At 57.8% G+C, this 23979-nt stretch carries 25 protein-coding genes; 15 read left to right on the top strand and 10 right to left on the bottom strand.

The window, feature by feature from the left end:
* Nucleotides 1-6 precede the first annotated feature (6 nt).
* The 5 genes from CPPEL_RS00470 to CPPEL_RS00490 are packed head-to-tail and all read right to left on the bottom strand — an operon-like array spanning nucleotide 7 to nucleotide 5178.
* The gene (locus tag CPPEL_RS00470; protein ID WP_123959124.1) at nucleotides 7-1200 is read right to left on the bottom strand and encodes an O-antigen ligase family protein; all 1194 of its coding nucleotides are present in this window, start codon (nucleotides 1198-1200) and stop codon (nucleotides 7-9) included.
* Nucleotides 1200-2282, bottom strand: coding sequence for a glycosyltransferase (locus CPPEL_RS00475; protein ID WP_123959127.1), 1083 nt, complete (start codon nucleotides 2280-2282; stop codon nucleotides 1200-1202). Before CPPEL_RS00475 ends, CPPEL_RS00470 begins: the two co-directional genes overlap by 1 nt.
* On the bottom strand, nucleotides 2279-3412 hold the full coding sequence (wecB, locus tag CPPEL_RS00480) for a non-hydrolyzing UDP-N-acetylglucosamine 2-epimerase (RefSeq protein ID WP_245990458.1): 1134 nt from the start codon (nucleotides 3410-3412) through the stop codon (nucleotides 2279-2281). The genes CPPEL_RS00475 and wecB overlap by 4 nt, the downstream gene beginning before the upstream one ends.
* Before the next feature lie 3 nt (nucleotides 3413-3415).
* Nucleotides 3416-4555, bottom strand: coding sequence for a polysaccharide biosynthesis C-terminal domain-containing protein (locus tag CPPEL_RS00485; protein ID WP_123959130.1), 1140 nt, complete (start codon nucleotides 4553-4555; stop codon nucleotides 3416-3418).
* Entirely contained in the window at nucleotides 4552-5178 is a 627-nt protein-coding gene (locus tag CPPEL_RS00490; protein WP_123959133.1) for a sugar transferase, read from the bottom strand. Before CPPEL_RS00490 ends, CPPEL_RS00485 begins: the two co-directional genes overlap by 4 nt.
* A gap of 417 nt (nucleotides 5179-5595) precedes the next feature.
* Here CPPEL_RS00490 and CPPEL_RS00495 point away from each other — a divergent pair, with 417 nt between their 5' ends.
* The 8 genes from CPPEL_RS00495 to CPPEL_RS00530 all read left to right on the top strand — a co-directional run bounded on the left by CPPEL_RS00495 (nucleotide 5596) and on the right by CPPEL_RS00530 (nucleotide 11952).
* On the top strand, nucleotides 5596-6864 hold the full coding sequence (locus CPPEL_RS00495; protein WP_164470333.1) for a glycosyltransferase family 4 protein: 1269 nt from the start codon (nucleotides 5596-5598) through the stop codon (nucleotides 6862-6864).
* Nucleotides 6865-6923: 59 nt separating this feature from the next.
* Nucleotides 6924-7907, top strand: a complete 984-nt coding sequence (locus CPPEL_RS00500) for an LCP family protein (RefSeq protein WP_123959138.1) — start codon at nucleotides 6924-6926, stop codon at nucleotides 7905-7907.
* Between the two features lie 106 nt (nucleotides 7908-8013).
* Nucleotides 8014-9009: a hypothetical protein gene (locus tag CPPEL_RS00505; protein ID WP_123959141.1), complete on the top strand. Its 996-nt coding sequence runs from the start codon at nucleotides 8014-8016 to the stop codon at nucleotides 9007-9009.
* Nucleotides 9010-9203: 194 nt separating this feature from the next.
* Entirely contained in the window at nucleotides 9204-9812 is a 609-nt protein-coding gene (locus tag CPPEL_RS00510) for a DNA-3-methyladenine glycosylase I (protein WP_123959143.1), read from the top strand.
* A gap of 11 nt (nucleotides 9813-9823) precedes the next feature.
* Nucleotides 9824-10567, top strand: a complete 744-nt coding sequence (locus CPPEL_RS00515; protein ID WP_123959146.1) for an SDR family oxidoreductase — start codon at nucleotides 9824-9826, stop codon at nucleotides 10565-10567.
* A 17-nt stretch (nucleotides 10568-10584) separates the two neighbouring features.
* Nucleotides 10585-10872: an RNA-binding S4 domain-containing protein gene (locus CPPEL_RS00520; protein WP_123959149.1), complete on the top strand. Its 288-nt coding sequence runs from the start codon at nucleotides 10585-10587 to the stop codon at nucleotides 10870-10872.
* Nucleotides 10872-11672 (top strand): VOC family protein, encoded by an 801-nt coding sequence (locus tag CPPEL_RS00525; RefSeq protein WP_123959151.1) that lies wholly within the window; start codon nucleotides 10872-10874, stop codon nucleotides 11670-11672. The genes CPPEL_RS00520 and CPPEL_RS00525 overlap by 1 nt, the downstream gene beginning before the upstream one ends.
* Entirely contained in the window at nucleotides 11662-11952 is a 291-nt protein-coding gene (locus tag CPPEL_RS00530; protein ID WP_123959155.1) for an MGMT family protein, read from the top strand. Before CPPEL_RS00525 ends, CPPEL_RS00530 begins: the two co-directional genes overlap by 11 nt.
* On the opposite strand, the gene CPPEL_RS00535 is transcribed toward CPPEL_RS00530, so the two are convergent.
* Both CPPEL_RS00535 and CPPEL_RS00540 read right to left on the bottom strand, forming a co-directional pair.
* Complete coding sequence (locus CPPEL_RS00535; RefSeq protein ID WP_123959158.1) at nucleotides 11924-12790, bottom strand: alpha/beta hydrolase family protein; 867 nt, start codon at nucleotides 12788-12790, stop codon at nucleotides 11924-11926. The genes CPPEL_RS00530 and CPPEL_RS00535 overlap by 29 nt on opposite strands.
* A 4-nt stretch (nucleotides 12791-12794) precedes the next feature.
* Nucleotides 12795-14735 carry a M13 family metallopeptidase gene (locus CPPEL_RS00540; protein WP_245990459.1) on the bottom strand — a complete coding sequence of 647 codons (1941 nt, stop codon included), beginning with the start codon at nucleotides 14733-14735 and terminating at the stop codon, nucleotides 12795-12797.
* A 43-nt stretch (nucleotides 14736-14778) separates the two neighbouring features.
* On the opposite strand from CPPEL_RS00540, the gene CPPEL_RS00545 reads away from it, so the two are divergent.
* From CPPEL_RS00545 to CPPEL_RS00555, 3 genes are read left to right on the top strand one after another with little or no spacing between them, the layout of a single operon-like run.
* Nucleotides 14779-15324 (top strand): hypothetical protein, encoded by a 546-nt coding sequence (locus CPPEL_RS00545; RefSeq protein WP_123959160.1) that lies wholly within the window; start codon nucleotides 14779-14781, stop codon nucleotides 15322-15324.
* On the top strand, nucleotides 15321-16208 hold the full coding sequence (locus tag CPPEL_RS00550; RefSeq protein ID WP_123959163.1) for a PrsW family intramembrane metalloprotease: 888 nt from the start codon (nucleotides 15321-15323) through the stop codon (nucleotides 16206-16208). The genes CPPEL_RS00545 and CPPEL_RS00550 overlap by 4 nt, the downstream gene beginning before the upstream one ends.
* Before the next feature lie 56 nt (nucleotides 16209-16264).
* A complete protein-coding gene (locus tag CPPEL_RS00555; protein WP_245990460.1) occupies nucleotides 16265-17170 on the top strand; it encodes an ABC transporter substrate-binding protein in 906 nt (301 codons plus the stop codon).
* Here the strand turns inward: CPPEL_RS00555 and CPPEL_RS00560 are convergent.
* The 3 genes from CPPEL_RS00560 to CPPEL_RS00570 form a co-directional block, all read right to left on the bottom strand.
* The gene (locus CPPEL_RS00560; RefSeq protein ID WP_123959166.1) at nucleotides 17167-18435 is read right to left on the bottom strand and encodes an HNH endonuclease signature motif containing protein; all 1269 of its coding nucleotides are present in this window, start codon (nucleotides 18433-18435) and stop codon (nucleotides 17167-17169) included. The two genes, CPPEL_RS00555 and CPPEL_RS00560, sit on opposite strands and share 4 nt — an antisense overlap.
* Nucleotides 18436-18558: 123 nt before the next feature.
* Nucleotides 18559-19002: a GtrA family protein gene (locus tag CPPEL_RS00565; RefSeq protein ID WP_245990461.1), complete on the bottom strand. Its 444-nt coding sequence runs from the start codon at nucleotides 19000-19002 to the stop codon at nucleotides 18559-18561.
* 3 nt (nucleotides 19003-19005) lie between these two features.
* Nucleotides 19006-19452: a hypothetical protein gene (locus CPPEL_RS00570; RefSeq protein WP_123959169.1), complete on the bottom strand. Its 447-nt coding sequence runs from the start codon at nucleotides 19450-19452 to the stop codon at nucleotides 19006-19008.
* A 35-nt stretch (nucleotides 19453-19487) separates the two neighbouring features.
* Between CPPEL_RS00570 and CPPEL_RS00575 the strand changes: the two genes are divergently transcribed.
* Genes CPPEL_RS00575 through CPPEL_RS00590 form a run of 4 tightly spaced genes read left to right on the top strand, consistent with a single transcriptional unit; the run spans nucleotide 19488 to nucleotide 23972 of the window.
* Nucleotides 19488-19736: a hypothetical protein gene (locus tag CPPEL_RS00575; RefSeq protein ID WP_229718472.1), complete on the top strand. Its 249-nt coding sequence runs from the start codon at nucleotides 19488-19490 to the stop codon at nucleotides 19734-19736.
* A 56-nt stretch (nucleotides 19737-19792) separates the two neighbouring features.
* Nucleotides 19793-21259 (top strand): decaprenylphosphoryl-beta-D-ribose oxidase, encoded by a 1467-nt coding sequence (gene dprE1, locus CPPEL_RS00580; protein ID WP_123959171.1) that lies wholly within the window; start codon nucleotides 19793-19795, stop codon nucleotides 21257-21259.
* A 12-nt stretch (nucleotides 21260-21271) separates the two neighbouring features.
* Nucleotides 21272-22030, top strand: coding sequence for a decaprenylphospho-beta-D-erythro-pentofuranosid-2-ulose 2-reductase (dprE2, locus tag CPPEL_RS00585; RefSeq protein ID WP_123959174.1), 759 nt, complete (start codon nucleotides 21272-21274; stop codon nucleotides 22028-22030).
* Nucleotides 22031-22061: 31 nt separating this feature from the next.
* On the top strand, nucleotides 22062-23972 hold the full coding sequence (locus CPPEL_RS00590; protein WP_123959177.1) for an arabinofuranosyltransferase: 1911 nt from the start codon (nucleotides 22062-22064) through the stop codon (nucleotides 23970-23972).
* The last annotated feature ends 7 nt before the right edge of the window (nucleotides 23973-23979 follow it).

Consider the following 23979-nt stretch of genomic DNA (forward strand, 5'->3'; position numbering starts at 1 on the left):
AAACTATTAGAGCTTTAAGGTTTGCTCGGCAGGTGAGTACGGTTTTCGAACCTTCTTGCCCGTGTCCTCATCTTTTTGAGGCTGCGGTGTTGACATCAGCAGCACAAAGTAAATCAGCAGCATGGGCGCACCAGCGGTGAGCAGCCAATCTTCAAATAGGCAGTCGATCAGGGTGGCGATCGTAAGTCCGAACATCACTGAATCCACTCTTGACCAAGAGATATAGGCGATTGCAAGTACAACGCCGGCGAAGATGGCAACGATGCCGAATTCTGCCAGCAATTTCAGATAAGAATTCGAGCCCAATCCAGGGGGCGTAGCACGATAGCCCGCGCCGAGCCAGGGATTTTCTTTGATGAAGTCGAGTGCTAAGACAGTGGTGTCTTCGCGCGTATTATCCGTGCGCAACAGCACCGCATCGGTTTCACCGGAGGTGAGGAAGTTCAACACCACGTTGCCAACCGGGAACAGTGCAATAAGCGCCAGGCCAAAAGAGAAGAGCTTTTGCAGCGTGTTCATGCGCCAATAGAAGGACACCACCACCACAGCGATAAAGCCGAGCATGCCCGCGCGCGATCCCGTGATGAAGATGAATACGAAACACAGTGGAAGCAGCCAACGGTAATACTTCTTGCCCATCCAGATGCTTAAACCTGCTAGGAGGAAGGCAAAGATGGCGCTGGCGTTGGCGTTTTGGAATACGCCGCGGGCTCGGCCACCTGCCCACCCGAATGGTGTGAGCAGCGCGAAGATACAAGCGATGAAGAAACCGAGCAAAATGTAGAAGAAGATCACGCGGATCTTCTTATAGGGCACCAACTGCCTGAAGGTCAGCGCGAACATTGCCAGCACCACCCAGGCGAGTGTCGAGGTGATGGTTTGGGCCCGGTCCAAAGACCAAAGGATGCTCAGCGCGCACATGCCCACATACAGCGCCACGGGGATCACGCTGGGGAATCTCAGGTCTTTATTCGGAGAGGTGCCGCGGGTAGCAGCGTATAGGGCAGTAATGGCGTGGGGCACCAGGGAGGCGGCAAGCGCAAGACGAAGGGAATCGGGGAAGAACTGGGTGAGCGAGAGCACCGAGAGCGCAGCCCCTGTACCCATGGCAAAGGCGGGTCTACGGAACCACACCATTGAAAACCAAATGGCAAGGGGTGCTGCAATGATGGCTGCAAGCACTGAGTAGAAGGTGAGCATTAGCCTAATAACCCCCTATGCCAGGGCGCGGTCGGTCGGCCTTGGTTTGCACTAGCGGCAGCATTTAAGCAGCGCTGCAAGTACGGTGCCACTGCGCTCGGGCTGATGTGCTCTAAAGCCCAGGACTGAATCACGTCCCGATCAGCCTTCGCATGCAGCACCTGGGCGATGGCCTCGTGCAGGGCATCTTGGTCTGGGTGATCGACCACCACACCACGAAATGGTCCTGAAGAATTGATGAGGTCTGCCGCACCGGCATAAGCAGAACACACCACCGGTGTGCCGCAGGCCAGGGCTTCATTAACTACGGCACCCCAGCCATCGTGCCAGGAAGGAAGCACGAGCACGGCGGCCTCAACTAAATAGGAAGCAAGCAGCTCATTTTCAATAGGGCCTAATACTTCTACATGGCTTGCAGCTTCAGCGCCATCTTCGAAGCCTTCTTCCTGTGCCCCAATCAGCACCAGTGGGCATAGGCCCTTGGTGGCTTTGACCAGGGTGTCTGTGTTTTTGAGGCTGCGTCGCTTGCCCACGAACACCGCACAGTTTTCCGGCAAGGATTGACGCTGCTGCACCTTTGGCGTGGCCGTGGCATAGAGCATGGGATAGATGCGTTCTTCTGCTATCCCCATGCGTGCAGCCTGACGCTGAGCGTGCGTTCCAATAGCAAGCACGCCGCGGAGGTGGTGGCGCAGATGCATCCGCCCCATCCCTTGTTTGAAAAAGCGTGCCGCGCGCTTCGCCGGCCCACCCAAGCGCGAGATCCCTTCAACCATGACTACAACGTCCGCGTTGGCGTCGGCAAGCACTCGCTTGCGCTGCTGCAACCAACGTTGAGGGCCAACATATCCGCTGACCACGTGGATCGCATCGGAAGGAACCGTATTGGCGTTATCTTCAGGGCCAATGAGGCGAATGTTTTCTGGTGCCTTGACATCCCAACCGGCGTTCACGCGCGTTTTCGGAAAAAGCTTATCCACCACCAGGTAGCAATCGCCGGGATAGATGCGCCCAAATTCTTCTAGAAGAGGCGTCTGGTGGATCGAAAGGATTGGTTGCCAAAACACCACTGCTTTGCTCATCGTCTAATACCCAATCGCTGGTGATGGGTGCTTGCAGTGGAACGGATCAGGTTGACCACGCGGCGGGAAGAGTCACTGATTTGATAATCCACGGGGCAGGCAGTCGGACCATTGGCATTCCATTGCGCGATGGTGATGCGGACTGCGTCTACAACATCATCAGGGTCTAAACCAGTAGTAATAATCGAGCCGGTATCGATGGCCTCCGGGCGCTCGATGGCATCGCGCAACGTCACGGCGGGGAATCCGAGCATGGTGGACTCCTCGCTGATCGTGCCCGAATCTGAAATCACGCAACGCGCCTGCTGCTGCAGTTTGTTGTAATCGTGGAAGCCCAAAGGCTCATGAAAGCGCACATCTGCATCGGCGCTGATGCCATAGGCATCAAGGCGCTTGCGGGTGCGAGGGTGGGTGGAAACTAACACCGGGCACTGCTGATCCTTGGCCACCGCAGCCAAGCTGGCAACGACACTATTCAAGCGATCCTCGAGATCAACATTTTCCTCCCGGTGGGTGGAGGCAAGGATGTAGTTTCCGGGCTCAAGGCCAAGGCGCTCAAGCACATCAGAAGCCGCAATCTGTTGGCTAAAGGTGCTCAGCACCTCCCGCATTGGGGAACCCATAATCACCACACGCGCCGGGTGCAAGCCTTCGGCCAGGAGGTTCTTCCTAGAATGCTCGGTGTAGGTGAGGTTGTAGTCGCTCACGTGATCCACTAGGTGGCGGTTGATCTCTTCAGGCACGTTCTGATCAAAAGAGCGGTTGCCCGCCTCCAAGTGATACACCGGCACCTTCAAACGCTTCGCCATTAGCGCTGCGATACAAGAGTTTGTATCTCCAAGCACCACCAGCGCATCGGGGCGGTGCTCAAGGATTGCCGCTTCTGTTCCGCGAAGTACATCGCCCAAGACCGCACCCAGGGAAGAAGTATCGGCGTTGAGGTACACGTCTGGTTGGTCCAGCTCCAGATCCTCAAAGAACACCTCATTGAGGTTTCGATCCCAGTTTTGGCCGGTATGGACCAAAATATGATCGAAGTGCTGCTCGAAGGCCTTAATAATGCAGGAAAGGCGAATGATCTCCGGGCGGGTACCCACCACCGTCATCACCTTCAACTTGCCAGTGCTCACTGCCTAGACCTCCTGGTAGAACGTGTCGGGATCGGCCGGATCAAAGGGCTCATTGATCCAGAACTGGGTGTAGAGGATGTCGCTACCGACATTGGTGATGTTATGCGTCCAGCCGCACAGCATATCCACTGCCTTGGGGGCATCGCCGCTGGCGTGAACAAGGATGCGCTCGTCGCTGCCGTGCTTGCGCATCTCAATGTTCGCCTCACCTTTGAGCACCACGAAGCGCTCAATTTTGCGCAGGTGTAAGTGATTACCGCGAGTGATGCCTGGAACCGTGGTGGAAAAGCTCACCTGGCCTTGGCCACCGGCGCGCACCGTTTCTACGAAGCTGCCGCGCTCATCGCTATGCTGCACCAAATCCACCGCGTGCCGCAGCGGAACTGCGTGGGAGAGGTACGCAGCACAAAGCTCATTAATAAAGGGATCAGCGGTATCAGGCAGTGCCCCGTTGGATTGATAGCCCTGGTGAATATCCTGCAATGTACCCAATAAGGCAGGCACCGTGGTGTGACGAAGATGCGTGGTAGGAACCGCATGTGTTCCCGGCTCAACGGAAGAAGTCACCGGGGCCAACAGCAATTCGGCGGCATGACGCGCCGCCAGCAGCGTAATCGGGTTATCGCCATGGATCTGCGGCGTTTCTCCGTCCAGCAATGCCTGGATAAACGTGGCAGTAACCATGTTGTGGCGCGGCGTACCGTGCTCGCCAAAAAGATTAGGCAGAAGCCACTGCGTGGCAGGCACCCCAGCATCGCCTGCAGCCTGGAACAAAGCCTCCCCCGCGAAGCGTTTGGCATCGGCGTATGCCGTGCCCTCCTGGGTCGTGCCCGCAATGCTTACTGCCTTCGGGGCTTTACCTTGCCTAGCTGCCAGCTCGATTGCCTGTGCCGTGATCTGTCCGGCCACCCGAGTAGCCTCCGCGGCGTCTTCGAGCGTTTGGCCTTCTGCCGGGCGATTGCAGGCAGCAAGGTGTACTACTAAATCAGCATTGGCAATCGCAGCAGCAATAGCTTCAAGGCTATCGCGCCGGGTGGAACACCCACGCACAGCAAAGCCATGTGCCCAGGCGTGGAGGCGAACATGCCAGGCGAGGAAACCGCCTGCGCCTACGATGCAAATAGTTGGTTGATGCTCGCTCATAGTCGTGCCACAGCCTTAATGGTGTGGAAGATGGTGCGAAGATCCCCAGCGAGCGTGCGGGCCTGCACATACTCGGCGTATTTGCGGGCCTTTTCGGGCAGCATCTGATCAATATAAAAGCGCTCCGGATCTTCCCTGCCGGCGAGCAGCTCCTCTTGATCCCGCAACTCCACAGTGACCGGATTCGTAATCCCCGGTCGCACCGTGAGAATGATATCTGCATATTGCTTGGGCCAATAGGGGGTGTAACGAGGCACCTCCGGGCGTGGGCCTACTAAAGACATATCCCCTTTGAGCACATTAAAAAGCTGAGGCAGCTCATCAAGCTTCCAATTGCGCAAGAAGCCACCAATCTTGGTAATCCGAGGATCGCCACCAGCGGTCACCTGAGCTGCTGTATCGTCAACCGCCGGCCGCATCGAACGGAACTTAATCAGGTTGAAATGCTCACCATCTTTACCCACGCGCTCTTGAGTAAAGAAAACGGGACCAGGCGAACTCACCTTCACCGCCACCGCCACAGCAACCATCGGCACAGCAAGCACCGCCAAGCCACCAGCAGAGGCCACGATATCGATCGTTCGGCGTGCAAAATCTTCAACGCGTTGCGCTTGTGCGCTCATTGGGGATCTCCTGAATAAAGGCCGGGTAAAAGGGACGGTTCCGCAATGGATACATCACCACTGCCCGCCGAGAAACAACTCGAAACACAAGCAGCATTGCGACGTTGGCAGAACGCATCACACGAAACCTGCCGCAGAAGGCCAAATTGAAACCAAGCAAAGGAGGTGTTGCCAAACGGCGCAACACCCACAGGCCGAGCAACGCACCCGCACAGCAGGGAACCTACCCCCGTAGCAACACGCCGCTGAAACAACAACGGCCACCTCTTCAGTGCGCTCCGGGCGCACACCGAAGTAAGCGTTGCATCAGGGTTGGCCACGGTGGGATTCCTTGAGATCGGGAAACGTGCTACACGGATAGACTAACCCATGGCACGACCCTCTCTCCTAGATATATATCCAGAAGGATGTGAAACCATGGCTGCTTTGCGCACCTTGATGATCACCCAGTGGTACCCACCAGAACCCGGCCCTGCTGTGGTGCCCGCGGTGATTGCTCAGGCGTTAACCCAGCGGGGGCATGAAGTGGAGGTGTTGACGGGTTTTCCTAATTACCCAACGGGCGAGTTGCAGCCTGGTTGGAAGATGTCTTTTTTGCAGCCTTCTGAGCTCGATGGGGTCAAGGTTTGGCGTGTGCCGCTGTTTGCGTCTCACGATGCTTCGGCGTTAAAGCGGATTGCAAACTATGCCTCCTTTGGTCTTTCCTCTGCTGCGGGGGTGTTCTGGGGGAGGCTGCGCGGAAAGATTCAGCGCCCTGATGTGCAGTGGGTGGCGTATTCGCCTATCACGGTGGGGTTGCCGATGCTTGTTTCGCGGGCGTTTGGTCGCATCCCGACGGTTGTGTGGGTTGGAGATCTGTGGCCCGACACGATGGGGGTTGCTGGGTTACAAGGCGCGGATTCTGTGCTGAAGGTGGCTGGCAAGGTACTGCATTGGTGGTGCAATTTGCTGTATAGGCACGCCGAGGCCGTGGTGGTGCTTTCTCCAGGTATTCGCGATGTGTTGGTCAGCCGTGGGGTGCCGGAGGAAAAGATTCACTTCATTCCCGTTGCCCCTGATGAAAGTGTGTTTCGTCCTTTAAGCGTTGCTGAGCGCGCCAAAGCCCGTGAGCGTTTCGGCACCGAAGGGCAGCGTCGCGTGTTGCTGTATGCAGGTGCGATGGGTGAGGCGCAGGGCTTGTCGACGTTGATCCGCGCCGCAGCCAAGGCTGGGGATCAAGGCCCAGAAGTGGTGATGGCTGGTTCCGGTACTCAGGAAGAAGCACTCCGGGAATTGGCGGCTTCACTTCATGCCCCGGTGCGTTTTATTGGCCGCGTGGAGCAAGAGGCGATGTCCGAATTGCTCGGCGCAGTGGATGCGGCCTTTATTGGTTTATCGGATGCGCCGCTTTCTGCCATCACGATGCCAAGCAAGACGCAGTCGATTATCGCTTCCCACACTCCGATCGTGTGCAGCGCGCCGGGCGATGTTGCAGCGGTCGTGGGCGAAAATGATATTGGTTTGGTGTGTGGGCCGGGGGACGTCGAAAAGCTTGCGCAATGTTTACACACGCTTGCCACGGTTGATGATGCCCAATTGGGTACGTGGCGAGCCAATGCGGCAAAGGTTCACAGGGAGCAGTTTTCTGCCGAGAAGGCGGGCGAGGCAACAGATGCGCTACTGCGCCAGGTGATTACTCAAAAATAGCCCCTATGACCTGGAGAAATCCCGCTCTTTTGCCCGTGGTTGGGTGTTAGGATTCGCGTATGTCGAAAATGGTGCGTCGCTTGTTAATCGCTGTGGTTGCAGTGATCGTGGTGCTTGGGCTGGTTGCTGTAGCCGGATTTTTCTGGGTTACTTCAGGCCTCGGTGTGAGTAAGAGAGATCCCAACGCTGATACTCGTAAAGAGGCCGTCTACCTGGTGATGATCCGTGACACCAGAGCAGGCGGCAACGCGGATCTCCTCAACGCCGATGCATCTGCGAACGCCGATGTAGGACGCACCGACGCAATGGTGCTTGCGCGCGTGCTCAAAGATCAAAGCATCGATCTCGTCTCGATCCCCAGAGATACCTTGGTGGATATCCCCGCATGTGAACGTTCTGATGGGACGAAAACCGAGCCGCAACGCACCAAAATCAATGCAGCCTATGCCCTCGGAGCCGGTGCAGATGGAAGCGAAGAGGCTTCAGAAGCTGGGATGCGCTGCGCAGAACGGGCAGTTACCTGGCTGACTGGTTTTAGCTTAGGTGGTTCCGTGGTGCTCGATTCCAAGGGCGTAGAAGACGTGGTGGATCAGCTTGGTGGCGTGGAATTATGCGCCACGCCCGAACAAGCCGCGGCAATTCCAGGGGTGCCAGAAGGCTGCCACATGGTCGATGGCCAAACGGCCTTCAATTTCTCGCGGGCACGCAAGGGCGTGGATGATGGATCAGACCTCGCGCGTATCCAGCGCCAGCAGCAATTACTCAAAGCGGTAATCCAGCAGGTACGCGGCTTATCGGTGCCTCAAGATGTGCCAACGCTGCTGACCATGGCGCACGACCTTAGCGGCCACATGCTCGCCACGGAAGGCGTGGTGACCTTTAGTAATGCGCAGCGGATGCTTTCGACAATGAAGCACGGCAGCGTGAATACGCAGACCATTCCCGTGAATTTGAGCAGCGAAGGCGGCAATGTGGTGGCCTCGGAGGAAGCCAAAGCCTACTGGAGGGCCTTTTCCCAGGGCACCCCGCTGCCTGCTTCATAGCGGTGAAGAAAAAGAAGCAACTTTGTTATCGCTAGTAATTGGCATTATGAAGCCTTAGACTTTATGGGGTTGCCCATGAGTTGTTCTAGTCCGAAAGGCGGCGCGGTTGTTTAAGCGCAACGTCGATGGTCCGAGTTTGCGGGAGCGAATCGCAAACTACACGTCTGGCGCCTCTATCGCCGGCATTGCGCTATCGGTGATAGCCATGGCCATCGGCTATGCCGCACTCATTGGATTTCCGCTGATCTATGGAAAAACTGGTCTGCTGCCTGCAGCACTGTTTGCAGTGGTGTTTGTGCTGCCTTCCGGTTGGTACTTTTGGCACCTCAGCAGACGCAACCGGGCCGGCATGGAGCCAGAAACCTATAACGCCGCCGTGGATCGCAAGTGGCGCTTTGTTGTTCCAGCCGCCGCGGTAGCTTTTGTGGCAGGCTGCGTGAGCTTGAGCGGCCTTGAACGCCTAGGACCTGTGGATCCACCTAAAGTCTTTGACAAAATTGACGGCAAGACCTCCAGGCCAGAGCCAACAAAGAGCGAAGAACCCTCCGAAGAAGAACAACCGGAGGAAACCTCTTCTCCGCAACCGAGTGCGACTTCAACAACGCGAACCAGCGAAACGCGCACTGAGGAAAACCAGGACCCAACACGCACAGAAGAAGCAGAGACAAACAACCGGCAACCTGAAAGCTCTCCAGAACAGCGCCCGACGAGGGCTACCCCTTCTCCTTCTAGACAACCCAGCCGACCTTCCCAGGACAATGAAAACCAAAATCCCGGTGCAGGCGACGGTCAAGGCGAAAACACCGAAAGCGAAACGCCCACCACAACCCCTGGTGGCGATCCGGATAGCGATGGTGGCAGCGAGGATGATAGCGAGGCACCAGTCGAAGGTGATGAGGGCGAAGATGTGCCAACGCCTTCGGTGAGCCGAGAAGCATCGGCGGATAACACTCAGCCCAACGCCTCGGCCGTGGCCTATTCCACCAGGACCCAACCAGCTTCTACGAGCACTGTTGAGCCTGAAGATGCAGGCGCGCAAGATTCTGATTCTGCGGCACAGCCTGATTCTGAACCCCAGCCCGAAGGGCCTGCGGCAAGCTAAGATCCCTGGCCTGGTGTGCGCCGGGGGCGTGGAGGATAAGACCTTGGCAGCGTGATTCCTGCGTGCTGCCAAAACATTAAGCTGCGCCCCGAAAGCCAAAGGTATTTTGCAAAGAAAAACCAATTGCGGTGTCTTTTGAAGTGATATTCAGGCTGAGAAGCTATGACACGCTAGGCCAGAAAAAGGAGCACACCATGCCAGCAACTGAACAGCACCAGCCAGCACCGGACCTTATCCTTGGCGAAGACGGAAGGCTGCGCCCGCCTTGGGCGGCGGAATCTTTAGCGCTGCAGCACTATTACGACTACGAGTGGGGCAGGCCCGTGCGCAGCGAATCGGGCATGCTTGAGCGCCTCATCCTCGAAGGCTTCCAGGCAGGCTTGAGCTGGAAAACGATCCTGCATAAGCGCGAGGCCTTCCGTGATCGCTTTGCGCATTTTGATCCAGACCTGCTGGCGCAGTTTGGGGAGGGGGAAGTTGCAGAGCTTCTGCAATGCGCCGACATTATTCGCAATCGCCGGAAGATTGAGTCGGCCATCAACAATGCCCGCGCCACCATCGCTTTGCGTGAGCACGGCGGCTTGGTGGATTTTCTTGAGCAATTCACACCTGCTGTGCACCAGCGCCCGCGCAGCGTTGCTGCCACGCCGAGTGTGTCTGAAGAATCTCAGGCGATGGCCAAGGCCCTCAAGCGCCATGGCTTTAGCTTTGTAGGCCCTACGACCTGCTATGCGCTCATGCAAGCACTTGGCATGGTTGATGATCGCCCCGTGGGCGCTGCCCCTTTGCTTGAACAATCGTGAACAATGGGGGCATGACTGAGCAAGCACATAAGCAAGCACATGAGCAAGCAACTAAGAAAGTAGCCGTTGTTACTGGCGCGTCTTCTGGCATTGGTGCCGCTAGCGCGCGAGCACTGGCAGCCGATGGCTGGCATGTGATTTTAGGTGCGCGCAGGCTGGAGCGCATGCAGGCCATTGCCCAGGAGATTGGTGGTGAGGCCATCGCCTTAGATGTGAGTGATCAAGGCAGTGTCGATGCCTTCGCCGAGCAGGTGCAACGCTGCGATCTATTGGTCAACAATGCCGGCGGTGCCATCGGCTTGGATGCTGTAGCCGATGCCAATGTAGAAGAGTGGCAGCGCATGTATGAGATCAATGTGCTTGGGACCTTGAGGGTGAGCAAGGCGCTGTTGCCAAAGCTGCGTGAGGCCAATGGGCACATCATCAATATGAGTTCTGTTGCTGGTATTGCGCCTTATGCTGGCGGCGCTGGCTATAACGCGGCGAAGTTTGGGCTCAGCGCTATGACCAAGGTGATGCGCATCGAATTAGCTGAGCAGCATTTGCGCATCTCAGAGATCAATCCTGGGCGCGTGGAAACCGATTTTTCTCTGGTGCGTTTCCGCGGTGATCAGCAGCAGGCGGAAAAGGTCTATGCCGATAAGCTCAATTTGCGTGCAGAAGACATTGCCGAGGCCGTGCGCTGGATTGCGGCCTGCCCGGCGCACATGAACATCGACCGCATGGTGATCACCCCGCAAGACCAAGTGATCTAGAAGATAGAATGCCAGCTATGCAGCCAGTTGAAGTCACCATCCGGGACCAATCCATCAAGCTTGGGCAATTTATCAAGCTTGCCAACCTCGTCGAAAGCGGCGGTGCCGCCAAGGAGGCCATTGCTCAAGGCGAGGTCACCGTCAATGGTGAGGTCGATACCCGCCGCGGCAAGACCTTAAGAGAAGGCGACGTGGTGTGCGTTGATCAGCTTTGCGCCAAGGTGGTGTGCGGCGAAGATGATGATTATTTCGATGAAGCCACCGCCGATGACGACTTTGACCCCGAAGTGTGGAGGAATCTCTAATGCCAGCTTTCCAGGCCGAACCCGGCATGCCCTATTGGATTGACCTCAGCACCAGCGATATCCGCAAATCCTCCCACTTCTATGCCGAGTTGCTCGGCTGGGAGATCGAGACCTTCGATAACGGCTATCGCCTTGCCCGCCTCCAGGGTCTTCCCGTGGCGGGTTTTATGCCCGCGCCCGAGGATTCACCGCAGCCCGATACTTGGGTCACGTACTTCTTTAGCGAGGACATTCACGCCGATTGCCAGCAGATCGAGCAGCTCGGCGGCCGCGTGCTCGCCAACCCCGCCGAGGTGCGCCTTGGCCTCATGGCCTTGTGCGTGGATACCGCCGGCGCTTTGGTTGGTCTGATCCAACCTGCGGGCGAGGATAGCTTCATTGCCGCCGGCGAGCCCGGCACCCCCGTGTGGCACGAGCTGACCTGCACCACCAACTATGAGCAGGCCGTGGAGTTTTATCGCAGCCTTTTTGCTTGGATGACAGCCGCCATGGACGAGATGGAGTACACCACAGCGCTTGTCGACGGCGCGGCCTTCGCCGGCGTGTTCAACGCCGAAGGGCAGTTCCCGCCGCAGGTTCCAAGCTTCTGGCAAAGCTACCTGGGCGTGCGCGACATCGATGAAGCAGTAGCGAAGGTGCCAGAACTTGGCGGCGAGGTCATCCGCGAACCCTGGGATTCACCCTTTGGTCGCATGAGCATCATCGCCGATAGCACCGGCGCCACCTGCACCCTGTGCGAAGTTGATGAGCCCGTAGAAGAACCACGCGAATCCGACCCCCTCGAAGGCATTGAGCTCTAAAGCAGAACTCAGCGAACTTGAGGCCGCGGTACTCGAAGCCGTCGACGCCATCCCCGAAGGCCAGGTGCGCTCCTATGGCGATATTGCCGACGAGCTCGGCTGCAGCCCTCGCCAAGTTGGGCGCATCATGGCCTTGTTTGGTGCCAGCAGCAATTGGTGGCGCGTTGTTCGCGCCGATGGCACCTCGGCGGTAGCCGAGCGTGCCAAAGCCTACTGGGCCAAAGAGGGCATTGCGCACACTAAGCGCGGCGTTAGTCCAAAAATGCTGCGACGTCCCTAACCCGCTCGCGCGCCACCTCTGGGGTGCTCAGGCGATGTTCAGAAACGTAGTGCTTGACCTGCGCTTGTTCCTCTGCCCACTCGTAGCGCCCCGCGATCGCATCATTGCTGGCAACCTGCAACAAGGTGGCATCTGCGTTGATGCGCTGCGGAAATGCTGCCTGGCCACGAACCTCATCTGGCAACATCGAGAGATCCAGGTGCGGGAAGGTAAGCGCCAGACGATCAAAGTGCACATCACAAAGCACCGCCAGCGCAGCACCAGAAGAATAGCCCCAGCCCACCAAAGCCTTCGGAGCTTGGGTGTCGCGGATCCACGCTGCAGCCTTTTGCACCGCAGCACTTACCTGCGCCAAGGTGTGCTCAGGGACGAGCGGATAATCCAGATCCAAGAAGGTCACACCCGAAAGGTTGGCCACCGCTGCAACATCGGGGCGCCAGGCATGCTCCAAAGCCACCCCTGAACCTTTCCACCATCCACCGGGATGCAGCGAAATGCCCCACACCCCGCTGGGCTTTTTGGGGCGGATGATCATGCCACCAACTTCTGGCACCTCCGTGGTCTCTGCACCCAGGCCGAAGGCCACACCAGGGGTTGAATGATCCACCGCCGCGCCCAACATGATCATCGCGGCATGGGTGCTGCGATCAGCTAAACGAGCATCATAAGTGTCGGCTTCAGCCGGGTCGCTGGGGTGATCAGACCACGGCGGGTTCTTCTCGGGCTGCTCATAGTGGGCATAAATATATGAGGCAAGCTGTTCGAGCTGCTCCTCGCGGCTCATCTCTCGCTCGCGGCCACCAATTTCCCACTGCTCACGCATCTGTTGATCATCCATGCTGCTACCAGATCCGCACGCGCTGCTCGGGGGCCAGCCACATCTTCGAGCCCTCTTCTACATCAAAGGCCTGATAGAGCTCGGCGATATTGGCCGCAATCACATTGCAGCGGAACTCAGCAGGGGAGTGGGGATCCACCGCCAAGTATTGCTGGGCAAGCTCCGGGCGGATCTTGGAACGCCACACGCGAGCCCACGACATAAACAGCCGCTGCAATCCAGAAAACTCCTTGCCTTCCAGCGAGGAATCGGCACCGGAGGCGTCGACAAGCTGCTTTGGCGCAGTCTCGAAATCTAAGCCCTCATCTTCTAGATATTTGCGATACGCCACCACGGCAATACCCAAACCGCCTAGATCACCAATGTTTTCACCCAGTGTGAAACGGCCATTGACACCCGTGGTCTCAACACCAGCCTGCTCAAGGACACTCGGGACCAAACCATTGAACTGCTCCACCAAACGGGAGGTGAGATCATCAAAGGCCTCACGATCCTCCTGCGTCCACCAAGCATTCAAATTGCCATCGCCGTCATACTGCGAACCCTGATCATCAAAACCATGACCAATCTCGTGGCCAATCACCGCACCAATGGCGCCAAACTTCTCCGCCGCATCATCTTCAGGAGCATAAAAAGGCGGACGCAAAATCGCAGCAGGGAACGTGATGTCATTGACCACCGGATTATAAAAAGCATTCACCGTCTGCGGAGTAGTGACCCACTCGTCACGATCAGCAGGCTTGCCAATCTTGGCCAACTCATAATCATGATTAAACGCAGCACCGGCACGAACATTCGCCACCAACTGCTCACCCTCGGCAGCGAACTCCAAACCCTCAAAACTGCGCCAACGATCCGGATAACCAATCTTGGCCTTGAACTTATCCAACTTCTCCAAAGCACGCTGGCGCGTAATCGGCGTCATCCACTCCAACTGCCCAATGCGCTCGCGATACGCAGCAATCAAATAATCCACCAGCCGCACCATCTCTTCCTTAGAAGAAGCAGGGAAGTGCTCAGCCACAAAGAACTGACCCAACTCCTCACCCACCAGCGACTCAACCAGACCCAAACCACGCTTCCAACGATCCCGCTGCTGCGTAGCGCCCGAAAGCTTCACCCCATAAAACTCAAAATCAGCCCTCGAAACCTCCGGATCCAACACCCCCGCACGCGCATGCAACACATGCCACAACATCCACGCACGCCACTGATCCAAACGATCCTCAACCAACAAACTCTCAAGATGATCCACAAACGACGGCATCATCACATTCACACGAAACTCCGGCAAACCCGCAGCCCGCAACAACGCCTGCACCCGCTCAGGCAACTGACCCAACTCACGAGGGTTATACGTCTTCACCGCATCACGAGACATCACCACATCCCAATGGCCAGCAGCAATCTCCTTTTCCAACGCCACCACATCAGCAGCCAAATCCTCAGCACCACGGCCATCAGGAAGATCCAACAACCCCAACATCTTCGCCACATGGCTCTCATAAGCCGCCAACAACTCCGCATGAGCCGGATCCCGATAATAGGCCTCATCAGGCAAACCAAGGCCACTTTGCATCAACCAAGCAACCGACTCCTCAGCACCAGCATCCTTCGCCACAAAACACCCCAAAGGCGAACCAACACCCACACGATCCAAACGCCCCAAAGCCTCAACCAGCTCACCTACCGAGCCAACCGAAACCAAATCAGCATCCAACACCCCCAAACCAGCACGAACAACCCCATCAACATCCATAAACGACGCAAACAAACGCCCCGCCCGCGAATCACCCTCAGCCTCAACCAACGCACGCACATCCGACTCAGCACGATCACGCAACGCATAAAACGTGCCATCCACACCCCGATCATCCGGAATCACATGCGACTCCAACCAAGGACCATTCACCAAAGAAAACAAATCACGCAAAACAACAGTCATACGCCCCACAATAGCGCCCAACAAACACGGTAACCTCAGACACATGGCGTACTACCAGTTCAGGCCGCGGTTGAATAAACGCACATGGGCCGCCACCCTCTCTCTTCTAGCTATATATCTAGGAGGGCCGGTATTGGCTGCCCAAATGATCCCCGTGATCGACTCCAAACCAACCCCGGTTTACCTCGGCTCAGAAGCCGAAGACTGGGCCATCCCCTTAATCGACGTCGATGGAAGCCCCGTGCGATGCGTTGAAACCATCGGCGATACCTTCCAAGCAACCTGGGACTGCGGCGACGCCACCATCGAATCCAGCGTGGTGACAGGAAGCAAAAACCAAGACAACACATTCCAGCGATACCTGCGAGCCAACGGCCTTGAAGCCGCCCAATGGGAATACAAAGGCAACCTTCGCAGCGCCCACAACTCCTTCAACGGCGGCGCCATGAGCTTGGCACGCAACATCGACGGGGTTGAATACACCCTGCTGGTGTACGTATCCGGCGAAAACTTCGGCCCGCTATACAACCTCGCCCTCAACGAGCTCATTGAAGAAAACGAGCAGACCAAGGACATTGCCCGCGCATGAGCTACCACGAAAACGTCGAAAAGCTAAGAGGATTCAACATCGCCCTATGGATCCTGGTGATCGCGGGCCTTGGGGTGACGTTGCTGAGCCTGCTGGGAACCGTGCTGCTTTCACCCACCGCCTCTCTTCTAGGTATATGTCTAGCAGGGGTGTATCTGGTGGGGTTTGGTGCGCTGCTACGCTTCAGCGGCCTCTGGCCCAAAACGGCCCCGGTTTGGTGGTGGGTTGCTTCGCTGGCGTGGGGCGCGGGTGTTTCTTTTGGTTTGGTCATGCTCTCGGGCGAGGCATGGATGACGCTCACAGACAACTTGGGTTGGGAGATCGTCACCGCCAGCTTCGCCGGCGCGTGGCCTGAGGAAGCCGCAAAAGCGCTGGGTGTGCTGCTGATCATGTACGGGGTGCGCGGCTGCACACGCCCCTGGCATGGATTCGTCACCGGCGGGCTCATCGGCCTGGGATTCGAGGTGTTTGAAAACCTGCTCTACGGCGGCGTGGGCGCCATCCTGGATCCCAACAGTGACCTAGAAGGAGCGACAACGATGTGGGCTTTGCGATTCATCGCAGGCCCAGGCCTCCACGTCTTCCTCACAGCGGTGGCCGGTTTCGGCATCGGTTTGGCCCTATTTTCCTACCGATGGGACAAAGTCCAAAGACTCCAAGCGCTGCTCAGCGGCCTCGCATGGTCATTCACACTGCACTTCGTCTGGAACATCCAATGGCCCCAATGGTGGATGCAACTCACCGGCATGTGCATCGTCGCCATCCTGCTCTACGGCACCGCCATCGGCATCTGGATATGGTCACGCCGCGCCATCCGCGAAGACCCCGGCGTGGTCGTTGTGAAACGGCCGGTGACGAGGTTTGAGGAGCTGCCCGGCGCCTAGCCAGGACCTGCAGGTACTATGGCCCCCATCTTCTACATATATATCTAGGAGGAGCGGTGAAAGCTTTTCGACGCCCCCGTCTGGTTCCACTTGCCGTCTTGCCCGCCCTCCTGCTCGGAGCTTGCGGCACCGTCGATAGTGTGGCGGGCTCACATGCTGGCGACCGTTCGATTGTGGTGGGCTCGCAGGCGTACTACTCCAATGAGATCATTGCCGAGATTTATGCCCAGGCGTTGGAGCGGGCTGGGTATAGCGTTGATCGCCAATTCCAAATTGGCCAGCGTGAGGTGTACATGCAGGAGATTGAGTCGGGCTCGATCGATATCATGCCTGAGTACACAGGCCCATTGCTTCAGTATTGGAATCCCGATACGTCTGCGCGCAAACCGGCTGAGGTTTTGTCGGGGTTGCAGGAGTCAGCTCCGGATAATTTGGTGGTGTTAGAGCCTTCTGAAGCGGCTGATCAAGATGCTTATGTGGTGACTCGTGAATTTGCCGAGCAATATAATCTGCGCACCATTGCCGATCTGGCCAATGTGCCCACGCCTTTGACCTTGGGGGCAAATTCTGAGGCGGAGCACCGCCCGAATGGTCCAGAAGGGCTGAAAGATGTCTATGGCATCGACGTGGGATTTACCCCCATTGAGGATTCGGGTGGGCCGCTGACGGTGAAGTCCCTGAAGGATGGGGACATCCAATTGGCAATTATTTACACCTCAGACCCGGCGATCGAGGAAAACGACCTCGTTATTCTTGAGGACCCGAAAGGCCAGTTCGTCTCCTCGAACGTCGTCCCCCTCGCTTTTCTAGATATATATCTAGGAGGGGCGGAGGTTGTAGAACGCGTCAATAGCCACCTCGACACCCCAACCCTCCAGCGCCTCAACCGCCGCTCGGTCACGGAACAGTTGCCGGCTTCGCAGATTGCGTCTGATTTTTTGGATTCGGTGGATGCTGGTTAGTGTTCGGGCGTTGTTTGTGTGGCTCGGGTGAAGTGTTGATTCATGATGGTGCGGCCTGAGCGTTTGGCGAGGTCGCGTTGGTTGGTGGTGGCGTGTTGGGGTGGGGTGTTGGGTGTTTGGTGGGCTGCTTGTCCGGTGTGGGGGTGTCGGATGTAGCGGCCGTTTTTGGGTTTTTCGGGGTTGTCGTCGTTTTGGCGGTTGTGGGTGGCGCAGCAGGCGATGAGGTTGTTGAGTGTGGTTTCGCCGCCGTTGGCCCAGGCTTGGATGTGGTGCATGTGGCAGTTGGCGGCGCGTCGGTGGCAGGTGGGGTCGGCGCAGAGGAGTTGGTCGGTGGCGATCATGAGGCGTTGGGCGGGGCTGGCGAAGCGGGGGTTTTGTTTGATGAGCGCTCCGCCGACTGGTTCGGGGTGGCCTTCGGCTGATTCGGCGTAGATCATGAGGTAGCCGTATTCTTCTGCGATGCCGCCGCAGAGTTCGGTGTAGTGGATGGTGGCGCCGTCGGTGGTGGCGAGCATGCCGTCGCCGAGGTTGCGCATGCCGATGGCGGGGATGATCACCATGGGGTGGCGCAGGATGTGTTCGGTGGTGGCTGGGGTGTGTTCGTTGTTGTTGGTGTTCCAGCCTGTGGGTGCGAGCACGGCGCGTTTGAGGGCTTCGGCCATGGCTTGGGTGTGGGTGAGGGTGCACGCGGGGTCGTCGAAAAGCTTGTTGGCGGCCTGGCGCAGGGCGTGTTCGATGCTGGCGGCGTCGGCGTCGGGGTAGGCGGCGTGGAGGTGACGAAGCCCCAGCGCATCGGGGGTGGCAGACACGCGAAGAGCCTGCTGAGTAGGCTCCTGATCCAACTGCGCATTCAACCCCCGCACCCGCGCCCGCGCCGCATCCTTGGCTTCTGCCACACTCAAACCAGCGGCAAGCTGATACACCTCTAACCTCAGCTTATCGACGCTACACGCCTGCCTATTGCGCAGCGCCCGCACCGCCGAATTCACCGCCAACAACAACTCCAGACCCAACCCAGCCTCACGAGCCGCATCAACCGCAGCCCGCCGCACCTCCGGCTGCTCACACCGACTCCCAAACAAATCAAACGACAACGCCAACAACGCCCTAGCCCGCGACATCGGCACACACAACTGCTCCGACAACCACTCCGCCGCCAAACGCCGCCCCCGCTGCGCCACCAACTCCTCCACCTGCTCATACACCCAAGACGCAACCGCCACACCCTGAGAACCAAACACCGAAAACGCCTGCGAAATATCCATACCTCAGACGCTAAAAACGCCCAGACGAGCACTCAAGCGGGGAGAAGAAATAGTTGCGGGGGAGGGCTAAATCTGTGGATAACTGACCCCTCTGTGGATAACCCCCATCTTCTAGATATATATCTAGAAGATGAAGGTGCGTTGGACCACGAAGTTGATCACCGTGGCAACCCCCTGCGAAATCACAAACGCCACCACAATCGCGATCGCTTCGGCCATGTGGTGTTCGGTGAAGAATGCGTAGAGGATTTTGTGCCCGCCGACGTTGATGAAAAACGTGATGGTGTAGAGCACGGCTACTTGCATGAATCGTTTTGCGCTTGGTGCGGCTCTGAATGTCCAGCGCCTGTTGATGAGGTAGGCGGTGGTGGTGCCGAAGATGAATCCGACGGTGCGTCCGCTGAAGGCTCCGAAACCGATGATGGTTTGGAAGAAGAAGGTGATGCTGAGATCCACGACGGCTGAGATGCCGCCGGAGATGAGGAATTTGGTGCCTTGGGCGGCTAGTCCCTGTTTTGGTTCGGCGAGTGCGCCGGCGATGGGGTCGGCTGTGTATTCGGCTTTCACGTTTTAGCCTCGCTTTTCGCTTGTCGACGCCACGTACACAGCACCACCGGCCAGCACTCCTAAAAGTGTGTGTGGTTTGCGCACGCCTGCGCGGCGCAGGGCTTGGGTGATCTTGTTGGTCAAAACGGCATCGATTTTGCCCAGCACCCCTACTGCTAGACATATACCTAGAAGGAGGAGGTAGGTTTTGGCGGGGGAGAGCTCCTCATCTTCGGCTGCCATCTCCGCTTCCAGCCGCCCGAGTATTGCCTGGGGGTCGTTGTCGGGGTTGTCGTCTTGGAGGTTGGCGTAGCTGATGATGCCGAGTGCGGTGGTGGTGATGCCGAGTTTGGCGAGTGTGCGTAGGGCTTTGTTGTGGATGTAGTCGGGTGTGGCGGTGTAGGTGGCGAGGGCGAGTGCTTGGGTGATGCGCCCTGTGGTGGTGTCGTCGAGTGGGTTGGCGTTTGTCATAGTTGCTTTAGGTTACCGCGTCTAGGATTGCGCTTATGGTTGGTTTTGGTTTTTCTCGTGCGAAGCGTCGGGCAAAGAAGGCGGAGGCTGCGCCGCGGATTGCGGCGGAGAGGACGAATACGCCTTTGGATAATCGTATGACGTTGTTGGTGGCGCAGGAGTTGCCGTTGCTTGATAGTGCGGATCGGGTGCGTGTGTATGAGATTCTTAACAGTTATGAGGGGCCGCAGATTACGTCGCAGGAGGAGCTGCCTGCGGAGATCCGGGAGTTGATGGATTTGTGACATGCTGCCCGATTGTGTGAGTTTTTGGGGTTTGGGCGAGTAGCCTTGAGGGCGATATGACCAAGAATTTGGGCACGTCCAGCACCGCTGCTTCGAACGGTGCCTCCGGAGCCTTCACAACAGAAGCGAAGAAACTTACTGGTTGGGGGCGTACTGCTCCTACGACGGCGGAGGTTTTGGCGACGGATGACGTCGAAAAGCTCCAAGAGGCGGTCCGTCAGGTTGCTGAGCAAAATGATGGCAAGCCTGCCCACCTTAAGCGTGGTGTGATTGCGCGCGGCATGGGTCGTTCTTATGGCGACCCGGCGCAAAATGCTGGCGGTTTGGTGGTGGATATGCAGCCACTGAATAAGATCCACTCCATTGATCCTGATTCGGCGCTTGTCGACGTCGACGGTGGCGTCACCCTCGACCAGCTCATGAAGGCAGCGTTGCCCTATGGGCTGTGGGTGCCGGTGCTGCCGGGTACTCGTCAGGTCACGATCGGTGGTGCTATCGGCCCCGATATTCACGGCAAGAATCACCACTCGGCAGGTTCTTTTGGCAACCACGTGGTGAGCATGGAATTGCTCGTTGCCGATGGTCGTGTCCTGCACCTGACCCCCGAGGGCAGCGAAGATGACCCCACCGGCGAGCTGTTCTGGGCCACCGTGGGTGGCATGGGCCTGACCGGCATCATCTTGCGCGCCACCATCCGCATGACCAAGACCGAAACCGCCTACTTCATTGCCGACGGCGACCTGACCGGCACCTTGGACGAAACCATCGAATTCCACTCCGATGGCTCCGAGCACAACTACACCTACTCTTCTGCCTGGTTCGACGCCATCTCGCCCGAACCCAAACTCGGCCGCGCCGCCATCTCCCGCGGCTCCCTTGCCACACTGGCGCAGCTTGAAGAGCTCAACCCGAAGCTGGCCAAAGACCCACTGAAGTTCAACGCACCCCAACTGGTGACGGTGCCCGACATCTTCCCCAGCTTCACCATGAACAAACTGTCCATGATCGCCATCGGCGAGCTGTGGTGGCTCAAATCCGGCACCTACCGCAACCAGGTGCAAAACCTCACGCAGTTCTACCAGCCCCTGGATCTCATCGGCGAGTGGAACCGCGGCTACGGCAAACGCGGCTTCCTGCAATACCAATTCGTGGTGCCACGCGAAGCCGTCGAACCATTCAAAGACATCGTCCGCGACATCCAAAGCTCCGGGCACTACTCAGCACTCAATGTGTTCAAACTCTTCGGCGAAGGCAACAAAGCCCCGCTTTCCTACCCCATGCCCGGCTGGAACGTCTGCGTCGACTTCCCCATCAAACCCGGCCTCGGTGACTTCCTCGACGACCTCGACAAGCGCGTCATGGAATTCGGCGGCCGCCTCTACCTGGCCAAAGAATCCCGCACCTCGGCCGAAAACTTCCACAAGATGTACCCCGAGATGCAAAGCTGGCTCGAAACGCGACGCAAGATCGACCCCACCGGCGTATTCGCATCCGACATGTCCCGCCGACTCGAACTCAACTAGAAAGGCCACCACATGCTCAACGCTGTAGGACAAGCCCAAAACATCCTCCTGCTCGGCGGCACCTCCGAAATCGGACTCGCCATCGTCGAAGCCTTCCTCGACCGCGGCCCCGCCAACGTCACCCTCGCCGCCCGCGAAAACTCCCCCCGCATCGACGACGCCAAAGCACAACTCGAAGCCAAAGGCGGCACCGTCGAAATCTTGCCTTTCGACGCCACCGACTTCGAAACACACCCCGAAACCATCGACCTCGCCTTCTCCAACGGCGACGTCGACATCGCCATCGTCGCCTTCGGCACCCTCGGCGACCAAGAAGCCCTCTGGCAAGACCAAAAACTCGCCGTCGAAAGCGCCCAAACCAACTACACCGCCCCCGTATCCCTCGGCGTACTGCTCGGCGAAAAATTCAAAGCACAAGGCCACGGCACCATCGTCGCCCTATCCTCAGTCGCAGGCCAACGCGTACGCCGCTCCAACTTCGTCTACGGCGCATCCAAAGCAGGCATGGACGGCTTCTACATCAACCTAGGAGAAGCACTCCGCGACCACGGCGTCAACGTCCTCGTCGTCCGACCCGGCCAAGTCCGCACCAAAATGTCCGCCGACGCCGGCGAAGCACCACTGACCGTCAACCGCGAAGACGTCGCCAACGCCACCGTCAAAGCAGTCCTCGACGGCAAACAATCCATCTACGTCCACCCACTGTTCGAATACGTCACACTCGCATTCAAATTCATCCCACAAAGCATCTTCAGAAAGCTGCCTTTCTAAAACGGCGGTGGCCTGTGGGAAACTAACAGGCATGAACGACGCGAAACACACCCCCCATCTTCTAGATATATGTCTAGCAGGAGTGGGGGGTGCGCTTATTGCCCTGATCGGCTGGTTTGCCTTCCACACCACCAACCTCCCTTCCTTCGGCACCTCCAACGTGATGCGCGCTTTGGCCACTGGCGCGGTGGTGTTGGTGATTGTTGTGGCTGTTTTGTTGGTGACGTGGGGCCGGGGGCATGCGCGCCCAAAGTGGGTGCGTTTTGCGGCCGTGGTGTTTGCGTATGTGACGCCGGCGCTGGTGGTGTTGGCGACGTTGGCGATTCCGCTATCTGGCACGAAGCTGTATCTCGGAGGGCTCAACGTTGATCAGGAGTTCCGCACGCAGTATCTGACTCGTTTGGCTGATTCGCCTGAGCTTTCAGATATGAACTACTTTGGGCTGCCGGCTTTTTACCCGGCGGGTTGGTTCTGGTTAGGCGGACGGTTTGCTTCGTTGCTGGGCATGGCTGGTTGGGAAGCGTTCCAGCCGTGGGCCATTGTGTCGATGGCGGCTGCGGCGTGCGTTTTGGTGCCGGTGTGGCGCAAAATCAGTGGCAGTTTGGCCGTTGGCGTCACCATCGCGGTGATCAGCACGATCATCGTGCTGATCATGAACGCTGAAGAACCGTATGCAGCAATCGTGGCATTGGGCGTGCCGGCTGCTGCCGTGTTGGCAGGCCGCGGCATGCGCGGTTCGCGCTGGTCGCTTATTGGTTTGAGCATTTATCTTGGCCTTTCGGCCACCATGTACACGCTGTACACCGTGATCATTGCTGGCAGCGTGGTGATCATTGCGCTTGCCTATGCGCTCAAGCAGCGGAGTGTGAAGCCGGTGGGCAGGGTTGCTGTTGTTGGGGTGTGTTCGGTGTTGATGGCTTTGGTGGTCTGGCTTCCCTATCTTCTAGATATATCTCTAGAAGATAGGGGGGCGGCCGCGCACTATCTGCCGGAGGCCGGCACCACCGTCCCGTTGCCCATGTTCTCTCCGAGTGTGCTCGGTGTGTTGTGTTTGTTGGGTGTGTTGTGTGTGGTGGTGTGTTGGCGTGTGCCGGATGTGCGTGCGTTGGGGGTTGTGTTGGTGGCGTCGTATGGCTGGGTTGTGTTGTCGATGTTGGTGACGTTGTTGGGGACGACGTTGTTGGGTTTTCGTGTTGATGTGTTGGTGGCGTTGGTGTTGGCGACGTTGGGTGTTGTGGGTTTGGTGCGTGTGCATGAGCTTGGGGTGGAGAAGTTGGTGGGTTTTGTGCTGGCTTCGGCTGTGAGTGGGGGTGTGGTTGCTGTGTTGTCGTTGGGTGTGGTGGCGTATGCGCAGCAGGTGCCGGTGCGTAATTTTGAGGCGATTGATTTGGCCTATTCGACGACGGATGGTGCGGGGGAGCGTGCGGATCGTTTTCCGGCGAATTCGGCGAAGTGGTATCCGGAGGTTGATCGGGTGTTGCGTGAGGTTCCGAAGGAGCGTCGTGACACGATTGTGTTGACGGATGAGTTTGCGTTTTTGGCGTATTACCCGTATCGGGGTTTTCAGGCGTTTACGGCGCATTATGCGAATCCTTTGGGGCAGTTTGAGCGTCGTAATGCGGTGATTGAGCAGTGGGCGAATGATTCTTGGGGTTCGTTGTCGGATCCTTCTGCGTTTGCTGATGAGGTTGCGGCGGCGCCTTGGGCTGCGCCTGATGCGTTTGTGTTCCAGGCTGCTGAGGTCGATCAGGAGCAGGCGCAGCAGCGTGGTGGCTCGGAGGCTAGTGAGCAGGATGGTTGGGTGTTTGATTTGGCGGAGGATATTTATCCGAATTCGCCGAATGTGCGTTTTAGGGGTGTTGCTTTTAATCCGGAGGTCTTTTCGGAGGAGTTTTGGCGGGTGGAGCGTATTGGCCCTTATGTGGTGGTGCTCAAAAAGTAGGGGGGTG

The sequence above is a fragment of the Corynebacterium pseudopelargi genome (assembly GCF_003814005.1).
Classification (GTDB): Bacteria; Actinomycetota; Actinomycetes; order Mycobacteriales; family Mycobacteriaceae; genus Corynebacterium; species Corynebacterium pseudopelargi.